Source organism: Marinibaculum pumilum (genome assembly GCF_042646425.1).
In the GTDB taxonomy this organism is placed as follows: domain Bacteria; phylum Pseudomonadota; class Alphaproteobacteria; order Ferrovibrionales; family Ferrovibrionaceae; genus Marinibaculum; species Marinibaculum pumilum.
In genome coordinates this window covers 83,708-97,858 of the sequence record NZ_JBHRTR010000019.1, presented here as the reverse complement: position 1 = coordinate 97,858, position 14,151 = coordinate 83,708, and the positions used below count along the sequence as shown (strand labels likewise).

14 protein-coding genes are annotated in these 14,151 nt (G+C 68.8%); 6 read left to right on the top strand and 8 right to left on the bottom strand.

The window, feature by feature from the left end:
- Positions 1-72: 72 nt before the first annotated feature.
- Positions 73-585 carry a hydroxyquinol 1,2-dioxygenase gene (locus ACFOGJ_RS07300; RefSeq protein ID WP_379899189.1) on the bottom strand — a complete coding sequence of 171 codons (513 nt, stop codon included), beginning with the start codon at positions 583-585 and terminating at the stop codon, positions 73-75.
- Between the two features lie 325 nt (positions 586-910).
- Here ACFOGJ_RS07300 and ACFOGJ_RS07295 point away from each other — a divergent pair, with 325 nt between their 5' ends.
- On the top strand, positions 911-1,678 hold the full coding sequence (locus ACFOGJ_RS07295) for an IclR family transcriptional regulator (protein ID WP_379899188.1): 768 nt from the start codon (positions 911-913) through the stop codon (positions 1,676-1,678).
- 43 nt (positions 1,679-1,721) lie between these two features.
- Here the strand turns inward: ACFOGJ_RS07295 and ACFOGJ_RS07290 are convergent, their stop codons facing one another.
- Positions 1,722-2,897 carry an ATP-binding protein gene (locus ACFOGJ_RS07290; RefSeq protein ID WP_379899187.1) on the bottom strand — a complete coding sequence of 392 codons (1,176 nt, stop codon included), beginning with the start codon at positions 2,895-2,897 and terminating at the stop codon, positions 1,722-1,724.
- Between the two features lie 174 nt (positions 2,898-3,071).
- Between ACFOGJ_RS07290 and ACFOGJ_RS07285 the strand changes: the two genes are divergently transcribed.
- Positions 3,072-3,938 (top strand): class II glutamine amidotransferase, encoded by an 867-nt coding sequence (locus tag ACFOGJ_RS07285; RefSeq protein ID WP_379899186.1) that lies wholly within the window; start codon positions 3,072-3,074, stop codon positions 3,936-3,938.
- 16 nt (positions 3,939-3,954) lie between these two features.
- Here ACFOGJ_RS07285 and ACFOGJ_RS07280 read toward each other — a convergent pair whose 3' ends face one another.
- Positions 3,955-5,064: an adenylate/guanylate cyclase domain-containing protein gene (locus ACFOGJ_RS07280; protein ID WP_379899185.1), complete on the bottom strand. Its 1,110-nt coding sequence runs from the start codon at positions 5,062-5,064 to the stop codon at positions 3,955-3,957.
- Between the two features lie 180 nt (positions 5,065-5,244).
- On the opposite strand from ACFOGJ_RS07280, the gene ACFOGJ_RS07275 reads away from it, so the two are divergent.
- From ACFOGJ_RS07275 to ACFOGJ_RS07265, 3 genes are all read left to right on the top strand, one after another.
- On the top strand, positions 5,245-6,075 hold the full coding sequence (locus ACFOGJ_RS07275; RefSeq protein WP_379899184.1) for an alpha/beta fold hydrolase: 831 nt from the start codon (positions 5,245-5,247) through the stop codon (positions 6,073-6,075).
- Between the two features lie 19 nt (positions 6,076-6,094).
- Positions 6,095-6,649, top strand: coding sequence for a hypothetical protein (locus ACFOGJ_RS07270; RefSeq protein ID WP_379899183.1), 555 nt, complete (start codon positions 6,095-6,097; stop codon positions 6,647-6,649).
- A 101-nt stretch (positions 6,650-6,750) separates the two neighbouring features.
- Positions 6,751-7,191: a DUF3775 domain-containing protein gene (locus ACFOGJ_RS07265; RefSeq protein WP_379899182.1), complete on the top strand. Its 441-nt coding sequence runs from the start codon at positions 6,751-6,753 to the stop codon at positions 7,189-7,191.
- Between the two features lie 26 nt (positions 7,192-7,217).
- On the opposite strand, the gene ACFOGJ_RS07260 is transcribed toward ACFOGJ_RS07265, so the two are convergent.
- Positions 7,218-8,291, bottom strand: a complete 1,074-nt coding sequence (locus ACFOGJ_RS07260; RefSeq protein WP_379899181.1) for an aromatic ring-hydroxylating dioxygenase subunit alpha — start codon at positions 8,289-8,291, stop codon at positions 7,218-7,220.
- 70 nt (positions 8,292-8,361) lie between these two features.
- On the opposite strand from ACFOGJ_RS07260, the gene ACFOGJ_RS07255 reads away from it, so the two are divergent.
- On the top strand, positions 8,362-9,312 hold the full coding sequence (locus ACFOGJ_RS07255) for a LysR family transcriptional regulator (RefSeq protein ID WP_379899180.1): 951 nt from the start codon (positions 8,362-8,364) through the stop codon (positions 9,310-9,312).
- 15 nt (positions 9,313-9,327) lie between these two features.
- Here the strand turns inward: ACFOGJ_RS07255 and ACFOGJ_RS07250 are convergent, their stop codons facing one another.
- From ACFOGJ_RS07250 to ACFOGJ_RS07235, 4 genes are read right to left on the bottom strand one after another with little or no spacing between them, the layout of a single operon-like run.
- Complete coding sequence (locus ACFOGJ_RS07250) at positions 9,328-11,382, bottom strand: molybdopterin-dependent oxidoreductase (protein ID WP_379899179.1); 2,055 nt, start codon at positions 11,380-11,382, stop codon at positions 9,328-9,330.
- 50 nt (positions 11,383-11,432) lie between these two features.
- A complete protein-coding gene (locus ACFOGJ_RS07245; protein WP_379899178.1) occupies positions 11,433-12,317 on the bottom strand; it encodes an ABC transporter permease in 885 nt (294 codons plus the stop codon).
- Positions 12,314-13,099 carry an ABC transporter ATP-binding protein gene (locus ACFOGJ_RS07240; RefSeq protein WP_379899177.1) on the bottom strand — a complete coding sequence of 262 codons (786 nt, stop codon included), beginning with the start codon at positions 13,097-13,099 and terminating at the stop codon, positions 12,314-12,316. The genes ACFOGJ_RS07245 and ACFOGJ_RS07240 overlap by 4 nt, the downstream gene beginning before the upstream one ends.
- Before the next feature lie 20 nt (positions 13,100-13,119).
- Positions 13,120-14,130 (bottom strand): ABC transporter substrate-binding protein, encoded by a 1,011-nt coding sequence (locus ACFOGJ_RS07235; RefSeq protein ID WP_379899176.1) that lies wholly within the window; start codon positions 14,128-14,130, stop codon positions 13,120-13,122.
- Positions 14,131-14,151: the final 21 nt, after the last annotated feature.

Below are 14,151 nucleotides of genomic sequence, written 5' to 3'. Positions count from 1 at the left end.
TCGACCCCGCTGCCCGCGGGGCCGTGCGGCGCGCTGCGCCGCGCTACGCTATGAGTACGGCCGGGAGGCCGCTCAGGGCCGGTCGTCGGTCTGGCAGATCTCGGCCCACTTCTCGACCGTGACCGGGCCCTTCATGGTCTGCAGCAGCACCACCGCCGGCGCCGCCGCGGAGAAGCGGTAGGCCGCCCCCTTCGGCAGCAGCGCCTGATGGCCGCGCTTCAGGATGATGCGGCCCATCTTCCTGCCGTCGGGGGTGTCGCCCACCAGATGGGCGCCGTTGGCGCCCTCGGCAACGACGGCGCGCGGATCGTTCAGCTTCACCAGGTGGACCTCGACCTCGCCGTCCATGCACAGGGCGAACTCGTCATGGTCCGCGGCAAACCAGGGGGAATCCCCTTCCGCGCGGGTCGCCTCGATGGTGTATTCCAGGTTGATGCCGACGGCGACCCGCTCATAGGGCGCGCAGCGCTCCGCCACCTCGAAGACATTGGAAAAGACGTAGTTCTTCGGATTGTCCTCGATGACGTCGACGCCGCCCTTCTTGAATTCCTTCAGGCTGCCGAGTTCGGTCTTGTATTCGGACATGCGTTCCTCCTCCTGACGATCCGGCCGGCGCGGCAATTCCCCCGGGTGCTTCCCCCGAAGAGGCTTCGCCGGGGAGGTTTGCCCGGAGAAGCCGCCCGAGAGGCAGGCGGAGAGGGCCCGGAAGGGCCACCGGATTCGATCCCAACTGCATCCGGTTCGGTGATGCCGCGCGGTGCTTGGGTCCCGTCGGCCGGGACCTGCAGGCAGCGACTATTGACGGCAATCGCCGGCTGCGCCATCACTTTCCGAATGTTCGCATATCGAACTGTGCGATATGTGTACTTTTGTTCGTATTGCGGAAAAATCATGGATCCAACCCCCGGCCATGTCAAGTCCTGAGGAAAACCGCGACTTCGTCGCATCGCTCGCGAAAGGTCTCGCGGTGATCCGCGCCTTCGGCCGCGATGCGCCGGAGCAGACCCTGACCGAGGTGGCCAGTCGCACCGGCATGTCGCGGGCGGCGGCGCGGCGCTTCCTGCACACCCTGACCTCGCTGGGCTATGCCGAGCTGGAGGGCAAGCGCTTCCGGCTGACGCCGAAGGTGCTGGACCTGGGCTATGCCTATCTCGCCTCCCTCAGCTTCGCGGAGATCGCGCAGCCGTTCATGGAGCAGGTCACCAGCGCGGTGCAGGAATCCTGCTCCGCCTGCGTTCTGGACGGCCGCGACATCGTCTATGTCGCCCGTGTGCCGACGAAGCGGATCATGTCGGTCTCGCTGTCGATCGGCACCCGCCTGCCCGCCTATGCCACCTCCATGGGGCGGGTGCTGATGGCGGGCCTCAGCGAGACCGAACTGCAGCGCCTGCTGGACCGGATCGAACTGCGGCCGCTGACGCCGCGGACGATCACCGACCGGGCGGAATTGGAGGCGGCGCTGGCCCAGGTCCGCAGCCAGGGCTATGCCCTGGTGGACGAGGAGCTGGAGGAAGGCGTGCGCTCCATCGCGGTGCCGATCCACACCCGTGCCGGCCGCACCGTCGCGGCGATGAACGTCAGCGGCCATTCCAGCCGGGTGACCCCGGACCATATGCTGGAGACCTACCTGCCGGCGCTGCGCTGTGCCGCGGCGGGGATCGAATCCTGCCTGCCCTGAACAGGCGGAAGCTGCAGAGAGGCGGCGCGGCGCCTCAGACCGGTCAAAGTGCCTGCAGGATGCCGGCCAGTTCCCTGACGCCGATCGCCTCGACACCCTCGGCTGCGGGATAGCGGTCTTCGCCGGCATGCACGACGAAGGCACGCTTCGGCTGCAGGTCCCCGCGGGCATTATGAAAGCCCTTGCCGGGCCGGCCGGCCAGCGCTCGCTTGATCTCCACGGCCCACAGCCCGTGGCCGCCCGGCAGTTCGAGTACCAGGTCGATCTCGGCGCCGGCGGCGGTGCGATAGAAGCTCGCGCCCGTGCGCGGCGGCGCGGCGGCGAGCAGGTTCTCGATGACGAACCCTTCCCAGCTCGGCCCGACGACAGGATGTCCGGACAGTGCGTCGAAATCCGCTATGCCGAGCAATGCATGCAGCAGGCCGCTGTCGCGCACATAGGTCTTGGGCGATCTGACCAGGCGCTTGCGGGTATTGGCATGAAAGGGCCGCAACCGCCGCACCAGCAGCAGGTCGACAAGCAGGTCGATATGGTGCGTCACGGTCGGCGCGCTGACGGACAGGCCGGCCGCCAGCTTCGACGCGTTGAGCAATGTCCCCTGGCTGTGGGCCAGCATGGTCCAAAGCCGTTCCAGGGTCTCGGCCGGGATCCGAATGCCGAACTGCGGTACGTCGCGCTCCAGATAGGTCCGGATGAAGTTGCGGCGGAAGACCAGGCTGTCTTCGTTGCCGGCCGCCAGGAAGCTGTCTGGAAAGCCGCCACGCACCCACAGGTCGAACATCGCCCGGCGGTCCGGCGCGGCCTCAAGCAGATCGAACGGATTCAATTCCACATACTCGATGCGGCCTGCGAGAGACTCGCCCGACTGGCGGAGCAGGTCGATCGACGCCGAGCCCAGGACCAGGAACCTTCCGGTGCGCCTTCCCGCGCGGCGCCCGCGGTCGATCAGGCCACGCAAGGTCTGGAACAGCTCCGGCACGCGGTGGATCTCGTCCAGGATGACGAGCCGGTCTTCGTGCGCCTCCAGAAACAGTTCCGGCTCTGCCAGCTTGTCCCTGTCCGTCCGCGATTCGAGATCCAGATATAGCGCGTCGGTACCATCGGCGATCTCATGCGCCAGGGTGGTCTTGCCCACCTGGCGCGGCCCGATCAGCGCAACGGCGGCCTGTCGGGACAGCGCAGTCCGAAGAATCTGAAGGGCGCGGCGCCGGATCACCATTACAGCATATTGAAATGTTACCTTTCAAAATTCAAGAAATTCACCCCGCATCGTTCAGGCGAACTGTCCCCAGCGGTGGCGGTTCAGGCGATGCTGTCGGGACACCCGGCCTGGGGGAATGGCAGAATGCACGCAGCACCGCCACGGGCGGCTGCACGTCGGGGAGGATGAAGAATGTGCCGGTTCCTGGCCTATAAGGGCCGCCCGCTGCTGATGGCGGACCTGCTGGTGCGGGCGCGCAACTCGCTGATCGCGCAGAGCCACCATGCCCGCATGTGGCAGAAGCCGGTCAACGGCGACGGCTTCGGCGTCGCCTGGTACCCGATGCACGACGATCCGGAGCCGGGCCTGTTCCGCAGCGTGGAGCCGGCCTGGTCCAACGCCAACCTGAATTCGGTGGCGCACAAGCTGGTCTCCCGCTGCTTCTTCGCCCATGTCCGCGACGCCACCGCCGGCTCGCCGGTCAGCCAGCTGAACTGCCACCCGTTCAACTGGCAGCGCCTGGTGTTCATGCATAACGGCGCACTGGAGGAGTTCGAGCGGATGCGCCGGCCGCTGACCGGGCGGCTGAGCGACCAGGCCTATCACAGGCTGACCGGCAGCACCGACACCGAGCATGCCTTCGCCCTGTTCCTCGACCGGCTGGGCTTCGCAGCGGAGCCGGAACTGGATGCGCTGGCCGACGCCATGACCGCCACCATCGGCGAACTGCTGGCGATGCGCCGGGAACTCGGCATCGACAGCCCCTGCTTCCTGAATTTCGCGGTCAGCGACGGCCGCCACCTGGTCGCCACCCGCTATGTCAGCCATACCGATCGCGAGCCGCACAGCCTGTACACCACCGCCGGCGCGCTGAAGCTGGACGAAAACGGCCGCTTCCGGGTGATGCATGCCGAGAGCGGCGCGCCGGATTCCGTGATCGTCGCGTCGGAGCCGCTGACCGCCTTCGAGAGCGACTGGGCGCCGGTGCCGCGCAACACCCTGATCCTGGTCGATGCGGAGAATGGCGTGACGATGCGGCCGCTGGACCTCGCCGCCTGAGCGTCGGGCCGCGCCCCTACTCCGCCGCGATCGTCATACCGCGGCGGCCGGCCGCCGGCGCCAGCGCGAACAGCTCCACCGCCCCCGCCCGTCCGCGCAAGCTGCGCAGGCCGAGCGGCCTGGCGGTGAGGTCCGGGGGCAGGGTCAGGCGGCGCAGCAGGGGTTCGGAGATCACCGCCGCGGCATCGCCCTCGCGTGCCACGTCCAGCATGCGGGAGGCGGTGTTCAGGGTATCGCCGATGGACAGGATCACCAGCCGGCTGTCGCCGCATTCGCCGGTGACCACCGGGCCGATATGCAGGCTGGCCCGCACCCCCGCCGCCTCGCCGAAGCTGCGGCGATAGGCCAGCTCGTTGCGCTGCAGGACCTCCAGGATCCCGGCATAGGCCTGCAGGACGGCGCTGTCGCGCAGGCCCGCCTCCGGTTTCCAGGCGGCGATCAGCTCGTCGCCGACATAGCCCTCTATCCGGCCGCCATGGGCGGTGACCGGCCGGTCCAGGTCGAAGAAGACGCGGGCGATGAAGGCATGCGCGGCCTCGTCGCCCAGCCGCTCCGCCATTGCGGTGGAGCCCTTCAGGTCGACCAGCAGGTAGATCCGTTCTTCCCGCACCGGCTTCGCATAGCGGCCCAGCAGCAGGCGGGTCATCGTGCCGGGCCCGACGATCCGCCGCACCTGCATGACATAGACGGCCACCACGAAGATGGCCGCGGCGAAACCGGTGTCGCGCCACAGTTCGACCGTCAGATAGCTGCCGAAGAATTCCCAGGTCGTGCAGCCGCTCGGACAGGTGATGTAGGTCGCAGTGATCGCCCGGTTGGCGAGCAGTAGGAGGACGATGGCGCCAATCAGCACCGCCTCGCGCATCAGCATGCCCTGCACGAAGCCCATGCGCCGGATCCAGGCACCGCCGGGTCCCTGCAGGTAGTACTGGTGCAGCGGGTACAGCACCAGGCCCATCACCGCGCCGGTACGGTAGGAATGCAGCGCCTCGTCCCAGGTATAGAGGAACGGGGTCACCTCGCTCAGTATCCAGGAGATGCCGAGAGACACGAAGCCGGTGCACAGCCCCAGCAGAAGGGTGGCACGGATGGCGCCCAGGATCCGCCTGTCGAAGCCTGCCGCCATCGCCGCCTTCCCGTCCCGTGGCCGACCATCCCCCAATAGATAGGGGAGCGGATCAACGCCGCCAGCATTCATGCGATCGTATAGCGCGGCAGGTCAATGCTTGCCGCGGCGGGGTAGCGCCGGGGATACTGCACTCTTCACCGCAAACAGACTTCCAGCCCACAGACGCGAGGATCCTCCATGCTGCCCAAGGCCGAGACCCTGTCCACGAGCCACGGTGCGATCTCCCTGGCCGATAGCGGCGGCTCCGGCCCGGCGGTGCTGATGATCCACGGCAATTCCGCCCGCAAGGAGATCTTCCGCCACCAGTTCGATCCGGCCCTGACGGCACGCTACCGGCTGCTGGCCTTCGACCTGCCGGGCCATGGCGAAAGTGCCGACGCGGCCGACCCGAAGCGCAGCTACACCCTGATGGGCTATGCCGACCTGGCGGCCGAGATCCTGGCGATGCGCGGCATCGCCAAGGCCACCGTGCTGGGCTGGTCGCTGGGGGGCCATATCGGCATCGAGATGATCAACCAGGCGAAGCTGCCGCTCAGCGGCCTGTTGATCACCGGCACGCCGCCGGTGCCCAACGACGTGGCGGTGATCGGCAAGGCGTTCCACCCCTCGCCGGTGATGGACCTGACCGGCGCAGCCGAGTTCAGCGATGCCGATGCGGAACTGTACTGCAAGCATACCTGCGGCCTGGCGGTGCCGCTCGACCCGCTGATCGTCGCCGGCTACAAGCGTACCCACGGCCTGTCGCGCACGACGATGTTCGAAAGCTTCACCGGGCTGGAGGTGCCCGACCAGGCCGCCGTGGTGGCCGGCACCGAGGTGCCGGTGGCGGTGGTCTCCGGCGGCGACGAATCCTTCGTCAACAACGATTATCTGGGCCGCTGCCGCTACGGCAATCTGTGGCGCGGCACAATCTTCGTCCTGCCCGGGGTCGGCCATGCCCCGTTCTGGGAGGCACCGCCGCGCTTCAACCCGCTGTTCGCGGCTTTCCTGGACGAGGTGGCGGGCTGACCGGCATATCGGAGGCAGCATGGCAATCTTCTTCGGCTTCGCGCCCTGGATCCTGTTCTACGTCCTGGTCCATACGTTGGGGCCGCTCGCCAGCGCTGTTCTCGCCACCGCCCTGGCAGCGGTCCTGGCCTTCCCATCCATCCGCCGCGGCGGGCCGAAGATCCTGGACATCGGCACGATCCTGTTCTTCGCCGCCTTCGCCATCCTGTTCGCGGCCGGCCCGCCGGCCTGGCTGCAGGTCTGGATGAAGGCGATCGCAGATGGCGGGCTGGCGCTGATCGTCCTGGTCTCCCTGGCGATCGGGCGCCCCTTCACGATCCAGTACGCGAAGGAGACGGTGCCGGAAGAGCATTGGGACAGCCCGCTGTTCTACCGGGTCAACCTGCACATCACCCTGGTCTGGCTGGCCAGCTTCCTGGTCAACACGGCCTCGTCGGCGATCAGCGTGCTGATCCCCGGGGAGCCGGGCTGGCTGACCTGGGCGATCCCGATGCTGAGCCTGATCGCCGCCTTCCGCTTCACCGCCTGGTATCCCGACCATGCGGCGAAGAGGGCTGCCGCCGGCGGCACCTGACTGCGGTCGCGGCAGGGAACAGAAGGCCGCGCCGGACGTTGCCCCGGAAAGGCCGGCCGCGCCGCTGCGCGTCGCCGGCGCCATCCGTCCGGAGGCACAGCATGCAACGCATCACAGACCCCGCCGCCGAAAGCCGCGAACTGCCCCTGCCCGAGCCGACGATCTGCTGGGTGATCGTGAAGGCGCGGGAATTCGAAGCGAAGGAGGCGCAGACCGACCCGGGCAGCGGCTCCAACCCGACCGACGACGACATGCAGGGCGTCCTGCAGGACAGCGCCGACGATCCGGTCGCGACGGAGCTCCGCCGGGTCCTGGACGGGCTGTCGGCGGAGGAGCAGGCGGGCCTCGTCGCCATGGCCTGGCTGGGCCGCGGCGATGGCGGGATCGGGGAATGGCCCGAGCTGCTGGCCGAGGCCCGCCGCCGGCACGAGCAGCCGACCGGGGCCTACCTGCTGGGCATGCCGCTGCTGGCCGACCATCTGGAAAGCGCGCTGGAAGCGTTCGGCGGCTCCTGCGCGGAGACGGATGCCGCCCGCCTGTAAGGCGCGGAGCCGCGGCGGCGGCGACCCTATCCGGCCGCCGCGGGCGCGGCTGCGGGCGCCGCCGCAGCGGCCGCCGCCTCCGCCGCCGCAAGCTTCGCCACCAGGCGCCGGTACTGGGTGAGTGCCGCATCGGCGGCGATCGGCACCATACGGAAACCTGGATCCAGCTTCAGCATCGCGTCCTGGGCGTGGATCATCGCACTGTCTTCCTCGAACGCCTTCACGACATTGGCGTGGATCGCCTCCGTCACCTCCGGCCGGTCGAGCGCGAAGTTGTGCGGGTGGGCGAAGAAATAATGGGTGCTGTCCTCGGTCTCCGGGGTCAGCGCCTGGCAGCCGCGGAATTCGGCGGCGTCGAGGCGATGGCCGGCCTGCGCGCCCGTGCCGGCGGGCTGCATGCCCGAATCCATCAGGAAGATGCCGGGAACCAGGAAGTCGTAGATGTTCCAGCGGTCGACATTGCCCGGCCAGTTCATGATCGCCTGCGCGAAGCCGGCCGGCTTGATGCCGGTCGCCCAGCGGGTGATCCGCACGCCGCGCTCCAGCCGCTCCACCTTCGGGGGAAAGCGGGAATAGGCCTCGTCCCCGCCCAGGGTGGTCGGGTGGACATAGGGCAGGTGGGCCAAGTCCAGCAGGTTGTCGCAGATCAGCAGGTAGTTCGTGCGGTAGTGGGTATAGCCCTGCAGGCTGCGCCAGCCCGGATCGTCGAGCCAATGGGTGTCCGGAATCAGGCTTTCGTCTGCCAGCGCCGGATTGCCGGGCCAGAGCCAGATCCAGTTGTGACGCTCCACCACCGGGAAGCGGCGCACCCGCGCCTGCGGCGGCACCCGGTCCTGCGACGGGATCTCGATGCAGCGCCCGTCCCGGTCGAACAGCAGGCCGTGATACATGCAGCGCAGGCGATCGCCCTCCTTCCGGCCGCGCGACAGCGGCGCGCCGCGATGGCAGCAGCGGTCCTCGAAGGCGATCACGCTGCCGGCGGCATCGCGCCAGAGGACGACGGGCAGGTTGACGATGGTGCGCGCGAGCAGGCCGCCCCCTGCATCGGATGTCACCTCGCTCGACCAGGCAGCGACGTACCAGCAGTTCCTGAGCAGCATTGCGACCCTCCCGAGATCCGATGATTGATTGCGGGAAAGGCTAGGCGGCTCTTGTCCATGCGTCGATATCATGACGATCATATCGATCATGTACGATGCTCATGATCCGAAGCTGGACCTGAACCTGCTGCTGGCGTTCGACGCGCTGTGGCGGGAAGGCAGCGTGACACGGGCGGCCGACGGGCTGGGCCTGACCCAGAGCGCGATGAGCCATGCGCTGCGGCGGCTGCGGCAGTTCTACGGCGACCCGCTGTTCGTGAAGGCAGGGCCCGGCATGCGCCCCACCCCAAAGGCGGAGCGCCTGGCGCCTTCCGTCCTGTCGGTGGTCGGGACAGTCCGCGGCGAGCTGCTGTCCCAGGCGGGCTTCGACCCCGCCACCGCCCGCCGCAGCTTCGCCTTCTGCATGACCGACATGGGGGAGCTGGTGTTCCTGCCGCCGATCATGGAGCGGCTGCGGGCGCTGGCGCCGCGTTGCCGGATCCGCACCCTTCAGGTGGCGACGGAGGCGGTGCCGGCGGTGCTGGAATCCGGCGAAGCCGACCTGGCACTGGGCTCCATGCACCTGGTACCGGAAGGGCTGTACCGGCAGGAGCTGTTCCGGCATCCCTTCGTCACCCTGGTCAGCACGCGCAACGGCGAGGTCGGCGATCGCATGACCCTGGAGCAGATCGTCCGCATGGGCCATGTGACCGTCACCCTGTCGGACCGCAGCGAGCCCTACGACAGGGCGCTCGAGGTGGAGCTGGAGCGACGCGGCATCCGGCGCGACGTCGTGCTGTCGACGCCGCATTTCCTGGTGGTGCCGCTGATCCTCGACCGCTTCCCCGACCTGGTCGCGACGGTGCCGCGGGAACTCGGCACCGTCTTCGCCCGCTACGATGCGGTGCGCGTGCTGCCGCCGCCGGTGGACCTGCCGGCCTTCAGCCTGCGCCAGCACTGGCATCCGCGGGTGCACCACGACGAGGCCAATGTCTGGCTGCGCCGCACCATCAAGGCGGCGTTCGAGGGCTATCCGGAATAGCGGTCGCCCCGGCCGTCAGTTGCTGCCGCGCAGCCAGACCGCCGTGTCGTGGAAGGCGACCCCGCCGGCCGGCGGCACCGGGTCGCCGCCGATCAGCTGGTTGATGCCCATGCCGCCGGTCCAGTCGCTGTTCGGCCAGATCCCCTCCACCACCACGGTTCCGGGCTGCAGCCCCTCGAAGCTGCGCCACAGCATGTCGACCTCGCCGCGGCCATTGCCCATGCGCACCCGCGCGCCTTCGCCCAGGCCCAGCCGCTCGGCATCCATCGGATGGACCAGCGCGGTCGGATGCTTTTCCCGCGCGCGGGAGCTTGGCGTCTCGGTGAAGCTGGTGTTCAGGAAGGTCCGCGCCGGCGGCGCGACCAGGCGGAACGGATGCGCGTCGTCGGCGCGCTCCACGATGTCGGCATAGTCAGGCATTTCCGGCAGGTCGGCATAATAGGGTCCGAGGGCAGCCCAGTCCGGCTTGAAGCGGAAGCGGCCGCCGGGCTGCGGGAAGCCCTCCAGGAAATGCGCCTCCTCGAACGGCGCGGTGAAGTCGACCCAGCCGCGCTCGGCGGCCTCCGCCCAGCTGCCGCGGCCGGAGGCGCGCAGGGTGGTGTCCAGAAGCTCCGCCGCGCTCATGTCGAAGCCGGGATGGTCGGCGCCCAGCCGCTTGCCCAGGGCGCAGATCACCTCGTGATTGGTCCAGCTCTCCGCATAGCGGTCCAGCACCCGCTGGCCGGCGGTCAGCATGGTATGGCCCAGGCCGTAATAGAGATCGTCATATTCCAGGAACACCGCCGCCGGCAGCAGCACGTCCGCCAGCTGCGCGGTGGCGGTCGGGAACTGTTCGTGCACGACGACGAACAGGTCGTCGCGGGTCAGGCCGCGCCGCACGGTGCGGCTGTCGGGCGCCACGTTGGCGGAATTGGCGTTCTGCATCAGCATCGCGGTGACCGGCGGACCGCCGGCCAGGGCATCGGGCTGGCCGGTCAGCACGGCGCCGATGCGGCTCTGGTCCAGCACCCGCGTGTCCGGGTCCAGCCGGTCCAGCGCATAAGCCGTGCTCAGGTCCAGCTTCCAGTTGTCCAGGTTCACGAAGAAGGCGCCGCCGCCCTGGTGCCGCCACTTGCCGCCAACCGCCGGCAGGCCGGTGACGGCATGCATCGCCGCGGCGCCGTTGCGCGACCGGGTGAAGCCGAAGCCCAGCCGGATGAAGGCGCGCTCGGTGCCGGCATAGAGCCGCGCGAAGTCGCGGATCGTGGCCTCCGTCAGGCCGGTGATCTTCGCCGCCCAGGCGGGCGTGCGGCCGCGCAGGTGGCGCTCGACCTCCGGGTCGAAGTCGGTCAGGCGGGCCAGGAAGTCGCGGTCGGCGGTGCCGTCCTCCAGCATCACGCACATCATCGCGCAGGCCAGAGCGGCGTCCGAACCGGGGCGCAGCACGATGGGAATGTCCGCCTGTTCCACCGTCGGCGTGCGGTAGCAGTCGACGACCGCCAGCTTCGCGCCGCGGCTCTTCCGGGCGCGCTGGATATGGGTCATCTGGTTGACCTGGGTGGAGACCGGATTGCCGCCCCAGACGATGATCAGGTCGGCCTCCGCCATCTCCCGCGGGTCCGGCCCGGTCAGGGCGCCGACCCCGGCGCGCCAGCCGCTTTCCGCCGGCGTGATGCAGATCGTCGTCTTCTGCCGCGAATAGCGCATGGTGTGGCGCAGCCGGTCGATCCCCCAGCGCTGCACCAGGCCCATCGTGCCGCCGGAATGATAGGGCCAGACCGTCTCGCTGCCATGGCGCTGGGCGGCCTGGGTGAAGGCCTCCGCGATCTCATCCAGCGCATCGTCCCAGGAGACGGGCGCGAATGCGCCCTCCCCCTTCGCGCCGACCCGGCGCTGCGGCCGGGTCAGGCGGTCGGGATGATGCACCCGCTCCGCATAGCGGGCGACCTTCGCGCAGACCACGCCCTGGGTATAAGGATTGTCGCGCGCGCCATGCACCCGGCCGATGCGGTCGGGGGCGATGCGCTCGACCTCCAGCGCGCAGGCGCTGGGGCAGTCGTGGGGGCAGGCGGAGCGGATTCTCTCGACCATGATGGCTCTTCCTCGGGCAGGCATTGGCGCCGTTGTCACCGGCGGCTCGTTCAGACTTCGTCGCGGAACTCGTTCGACCAGTGCAGCAGGCGGCGTTCCACCATGCGCAGCAGCAGGACGAGCACAAGCCCGATCAGGCTGAGCAGGACGAGGGCGGCGAACATCTCCGAAGCGTTCAGCATCGCCAGGGAGACGATGATCAGGTGGCCCATGCCGAAATTGGAGCCGACGAACTCCGCGATCACCACGCCGATCAGGGCGAAGGAAACCGCATTGGGCAGCGAGGCGAAGGTCCAGGCCAGGGCCATCGGGATGCGCACGTTGCGGGTCACCTGGCGCGGGCTGGCGCCCAGGGTGCGGCAGAAATCCACCATCTCCCGGTCGATCGACACCGCCCCCTTGAAGGCGTTGAAGAAGACCAGGAAGAACACCACGAACCAGGCGGTGACCACCTTCGAGACGACGCCCAGGCCGAACACCATGGTGATCAGCGGCACGAAGGCGATCCGCGGCATGGAGTTGGTCGCGACGATATAGGGGTGCAGCACCTTGTTCAGCACCCGGTTCTGCGACAGCAGCAGGCCGGCCAGGAAGCCGGTGCCGACCCCGACGACCAGGCCCAGGAAGGTCGCCCAGAGGGTGGCGCCCAGATGCGGCCAGATGAAGCCGGCCTGCGCGCCGAAGCTCCAGTCCCACAGCTTCACCGCCACCTGGCTGGGCTGGCTGATGAAGAACGGGTCGAAGATCGTGTTCTTCTTGAACCAGGGGATCCGGGTCAGCCCCTCCCACAGGCCCAGCACGGTGACCAGGATGGCCAGCTGCCACAGGCCGACGCGGAACCGCTCCCGCAGCTGGCTGCGGCGGGCTTCGGCCTCTGCCGCCGCCACGTCGGGCAGGTCGGCGGCTGCCGGGGCCGGTGCGCGGGGCGCGCTCATCCCGTCGCCTCCACGCTGGCGAACTGCTGGCCCAGCACATGCCAGATCCGGGCATAGGCCTGGGCGAAGGCGTCGCTCTCGCGCAGGGAAAAGACGTCGCGGGGATGGGCGATGCCGATCCGTTCGTCCAGCAGCACGCGGCTGGGCGGGCCGGACAGGACGACGACCCGGTCCGACAGGGTGATCGCCTCGTCCAGGTCGTGGGTGACCATCACGATGGTCTGGCCGAGCGACCGCCAGATCCGGATCAGTTCCTGGTGCAGCACCGTCTTGGTATGCGTGTCCAGCGCGCCGAACGGTTCGTCCAGCAGCAGGATGCGGGGGTCGCAGGCCAGGCTCATCAGCAGGGCGACCCGGCGGCGCATGCCGCCGGACAGCTGGTGGGGAAAGGCCTCGCCGAAGCCCTCCAGCTTGCCCAGCTTCAGCAGTTCGTCGACCCTGTCGTCGATCTTCCGCCGCGGCCAGCCGCGGAAGCGCAGGCCGAGCCCGATATTCCGGCGGACGGAATACCAGGGCAGCACCGTATCCTTCTGGAAGATATAGCCCAGCTGCGGCGGGATCTGGCCGGCGACCGGCCTGCCGTCGACCCGGATGCCGCCGGCGCTGGGCTCCAGGAAGCCGGCGATGATGTTCAGCAGCGTGGACTTGCCGCAGCCGGACGGGCCGACCAGGCTGACGAATTCGCCGTCGGCAATGGTCAGGTCGACCCGGCCGAGCGCCGTCACCTGGCGCCCGGCGGAGTGATAGACCTTGCCGACACCGTCGACGGCGATCTCCGGCATGAGGTCCTGCCTGCGGCCGGCTAGATGCCGCGGGCCTTCTTCACGAAGGACATGTCGACGCAGGTGTCGTAGGGCACCTTCGCCAGCTCCGCGTTCGAGTATTGCCGCCCATCGCCCATGATGTCGGTCAGGCGGGCATAGGCTGCCGGCGTGACGACATTGGTCCTGTTCCAGACCGCGTTCTGGTACAGCGCGATGGTCTTCACCAGGCTGTCCATCGACAGCGACGCGACATAGGGCTCGTGCACCAGCGCCGCGATGGTCTCCGCGCTCTCGGTGTTCAGGAAGTCCTGCGCCTTGCAGAGCGCGGTGATGAAGGCCTGCACGTCCTGCGGCCGGTCCTCGATCGTCTCCTCCAGGACATAGGTCGACAGGCCCGGCACGTCGCCGCCGAAGGTGCCGTTCCAGGCCGCGGCCTCTGTCACGTCGAACAGCGGCACCGCCCAGCCTTCGGCCGTCGCCGCCTCCACCATGCCCAGGGTGGCGATCGAGGCACCGACCTGGCCCGACTTCAGCGCGCCCAGCATGGTGGCCAGGCCGCCCAGGCCGCGGATATCCACCTTGTCCAGGATGCCGGCCTTGTCGCACATGTAGGTGGCCATCAGCCAGGTCGCCGATTGCGGCTGGGTGACGGCGATGGTCTGGCCGGCCAGGTCGGCGATCTTGGTGATCTTGCCGCTGTCCAGGTCCTCCTTGCGGACCAGGAGGTTGGCATAGGTGATCCGGGTGTCGAGGCTGAACACGATTTTCGCCGGCTTGCCCGCCAGTGTCAGGGCGATGGCGTCGTTGGTGCCGCTGGTGGTGGCGAAGACCTGGCCGGCGGCCAGCATCTGCTTGCCGCGCGGGCCGGACTGGGTGTCGATATAGTTCGCCTCCAGCCCGGCTTCCTTGAAGTAGCCGTTCTTGAAGGCGACGTAGGAGACGCAATAGATCGGGTCCGGACTGGCGATGCCGATATCCGCGCTGGCCGCCCGCGCCATGCGCGGTGCGCCCAGTCCCGCCGCCAGCAGACCGGCCGCGCCGGTTGCCATGAGGAATCCACGCCGCCCGAT

What these genes read in the sequence shown, in the direction of transcription:
- ACFOGJ_RS07300 (WP_379899189.1), bottom strand. Translation starts at nt 585, where the DNA reads ATGTCCGAATACAAGACCGAACTCGGCAGCCTGAAGGAATTCAAGAAG.
- ACFOGJ_RS07295 (WP_379899188.1), top strand. Translation starts at nt 911, where the DNA reads ATGTCAAGTCCTGAGGAAAACCGCGACTTCGTCGCATCGCTCGCGAAA.
- ACFOGJ_RS07290 (WP_379899187.1), bottom strand. Translation starts at nt 2,897, where the DNA reads ATGGTGATCCGGCGCCGCGCCCTTCAGATTCTTCGGACTGCGCTGTCC.
- ACFOGJ_RS07285 (WP_379899186.1), top strand. Translation starts at nt 3,072, where the DNA reads ATGTGCCGGTTCCTGGCCTATAAGGGCCGCCCGCTGCTGATGGCGGAC.
- ACFOGJ_RS07280 (WP_379899185.1), bottom strand. Translation starts at nt 5,064, where the DNA reads ATGGCGGCAGGCTTCGACAGGCGGATCCTGGGCGCCATCCGTGCCACC.
- ACFOGJ_RS07275 (WP_379899184.1), top strand. Translation starts at nt 5,245, where the DNA reads ATGCTGCCCAAGGCCGAGACCCTGTCCACGAGCCACGGTGCGATCTCC.
- ACFOGJ_RS07270 (WP_379899183.1), top strand. Translation starts at nt 6,095, where the DNA reads ATGGCAATCTTCTTCGGCTTCGCGCCCTGGATCCTGTTCTACGTCCTG.
- ACFOGJ_RS07265 (WP_379899182.1), top strand. Translation starts at nt 6,751, where the DNA reads ATGCAACGCATCACAGACCCCGCCGCCGAAAGCCGCGAACTGCCCCTG.
- ACFOGJ_RS07260 (WP_379899181.1), bottom strand. Translation starts at nt 8,291, where the DNA reads ATGCTGCTCAGGAACTGCTGGTACGTCGCTGCCTGGTCGAGCGAGGTG.
- ACFOGJ_RS07255 (WP_379899180.1), top strand. Translation starts at nt 8,362, where the DNA reads ATGACGATCATATCGATCATGTACGATGCTCATGATCCGAAGCTGGAC.
- ACFOGJ_RS07250 (WP_379899179.1), bottom strand. Translation starts at nt 11,382, where the DNA reads ATGGTCGAGAGAATCCGCTCCGCCTGCCCCCACGACTGCCCCAGCGCC.
- ACFOGJ_RS07245 (WP_379899178.1), bottom strand. Translation starts at nt 12,317, where the DNA reads ATGAGCGCGCCCCGCGCACCGGCCCCGGCAGCCGCCGACCTGCCCGAC.
- ACFOGJ_RS07240 (WP_379899177.1), bottom strand. Translation starts at nt 13,099, where the DNA reads ATGCCGGAGATCGCCGTCGACGGTGTCGGCAAGGTCTATCACTCCGCC.
- ACFOGJ_RS07235 (WP_379899176.1), bottom strand. Translation starts at nt 14,130, where the DNA reads ATGGCAACCGGCGCGGCCGGTCTGCTGGCGGCGGGACTGGGCGCACCG.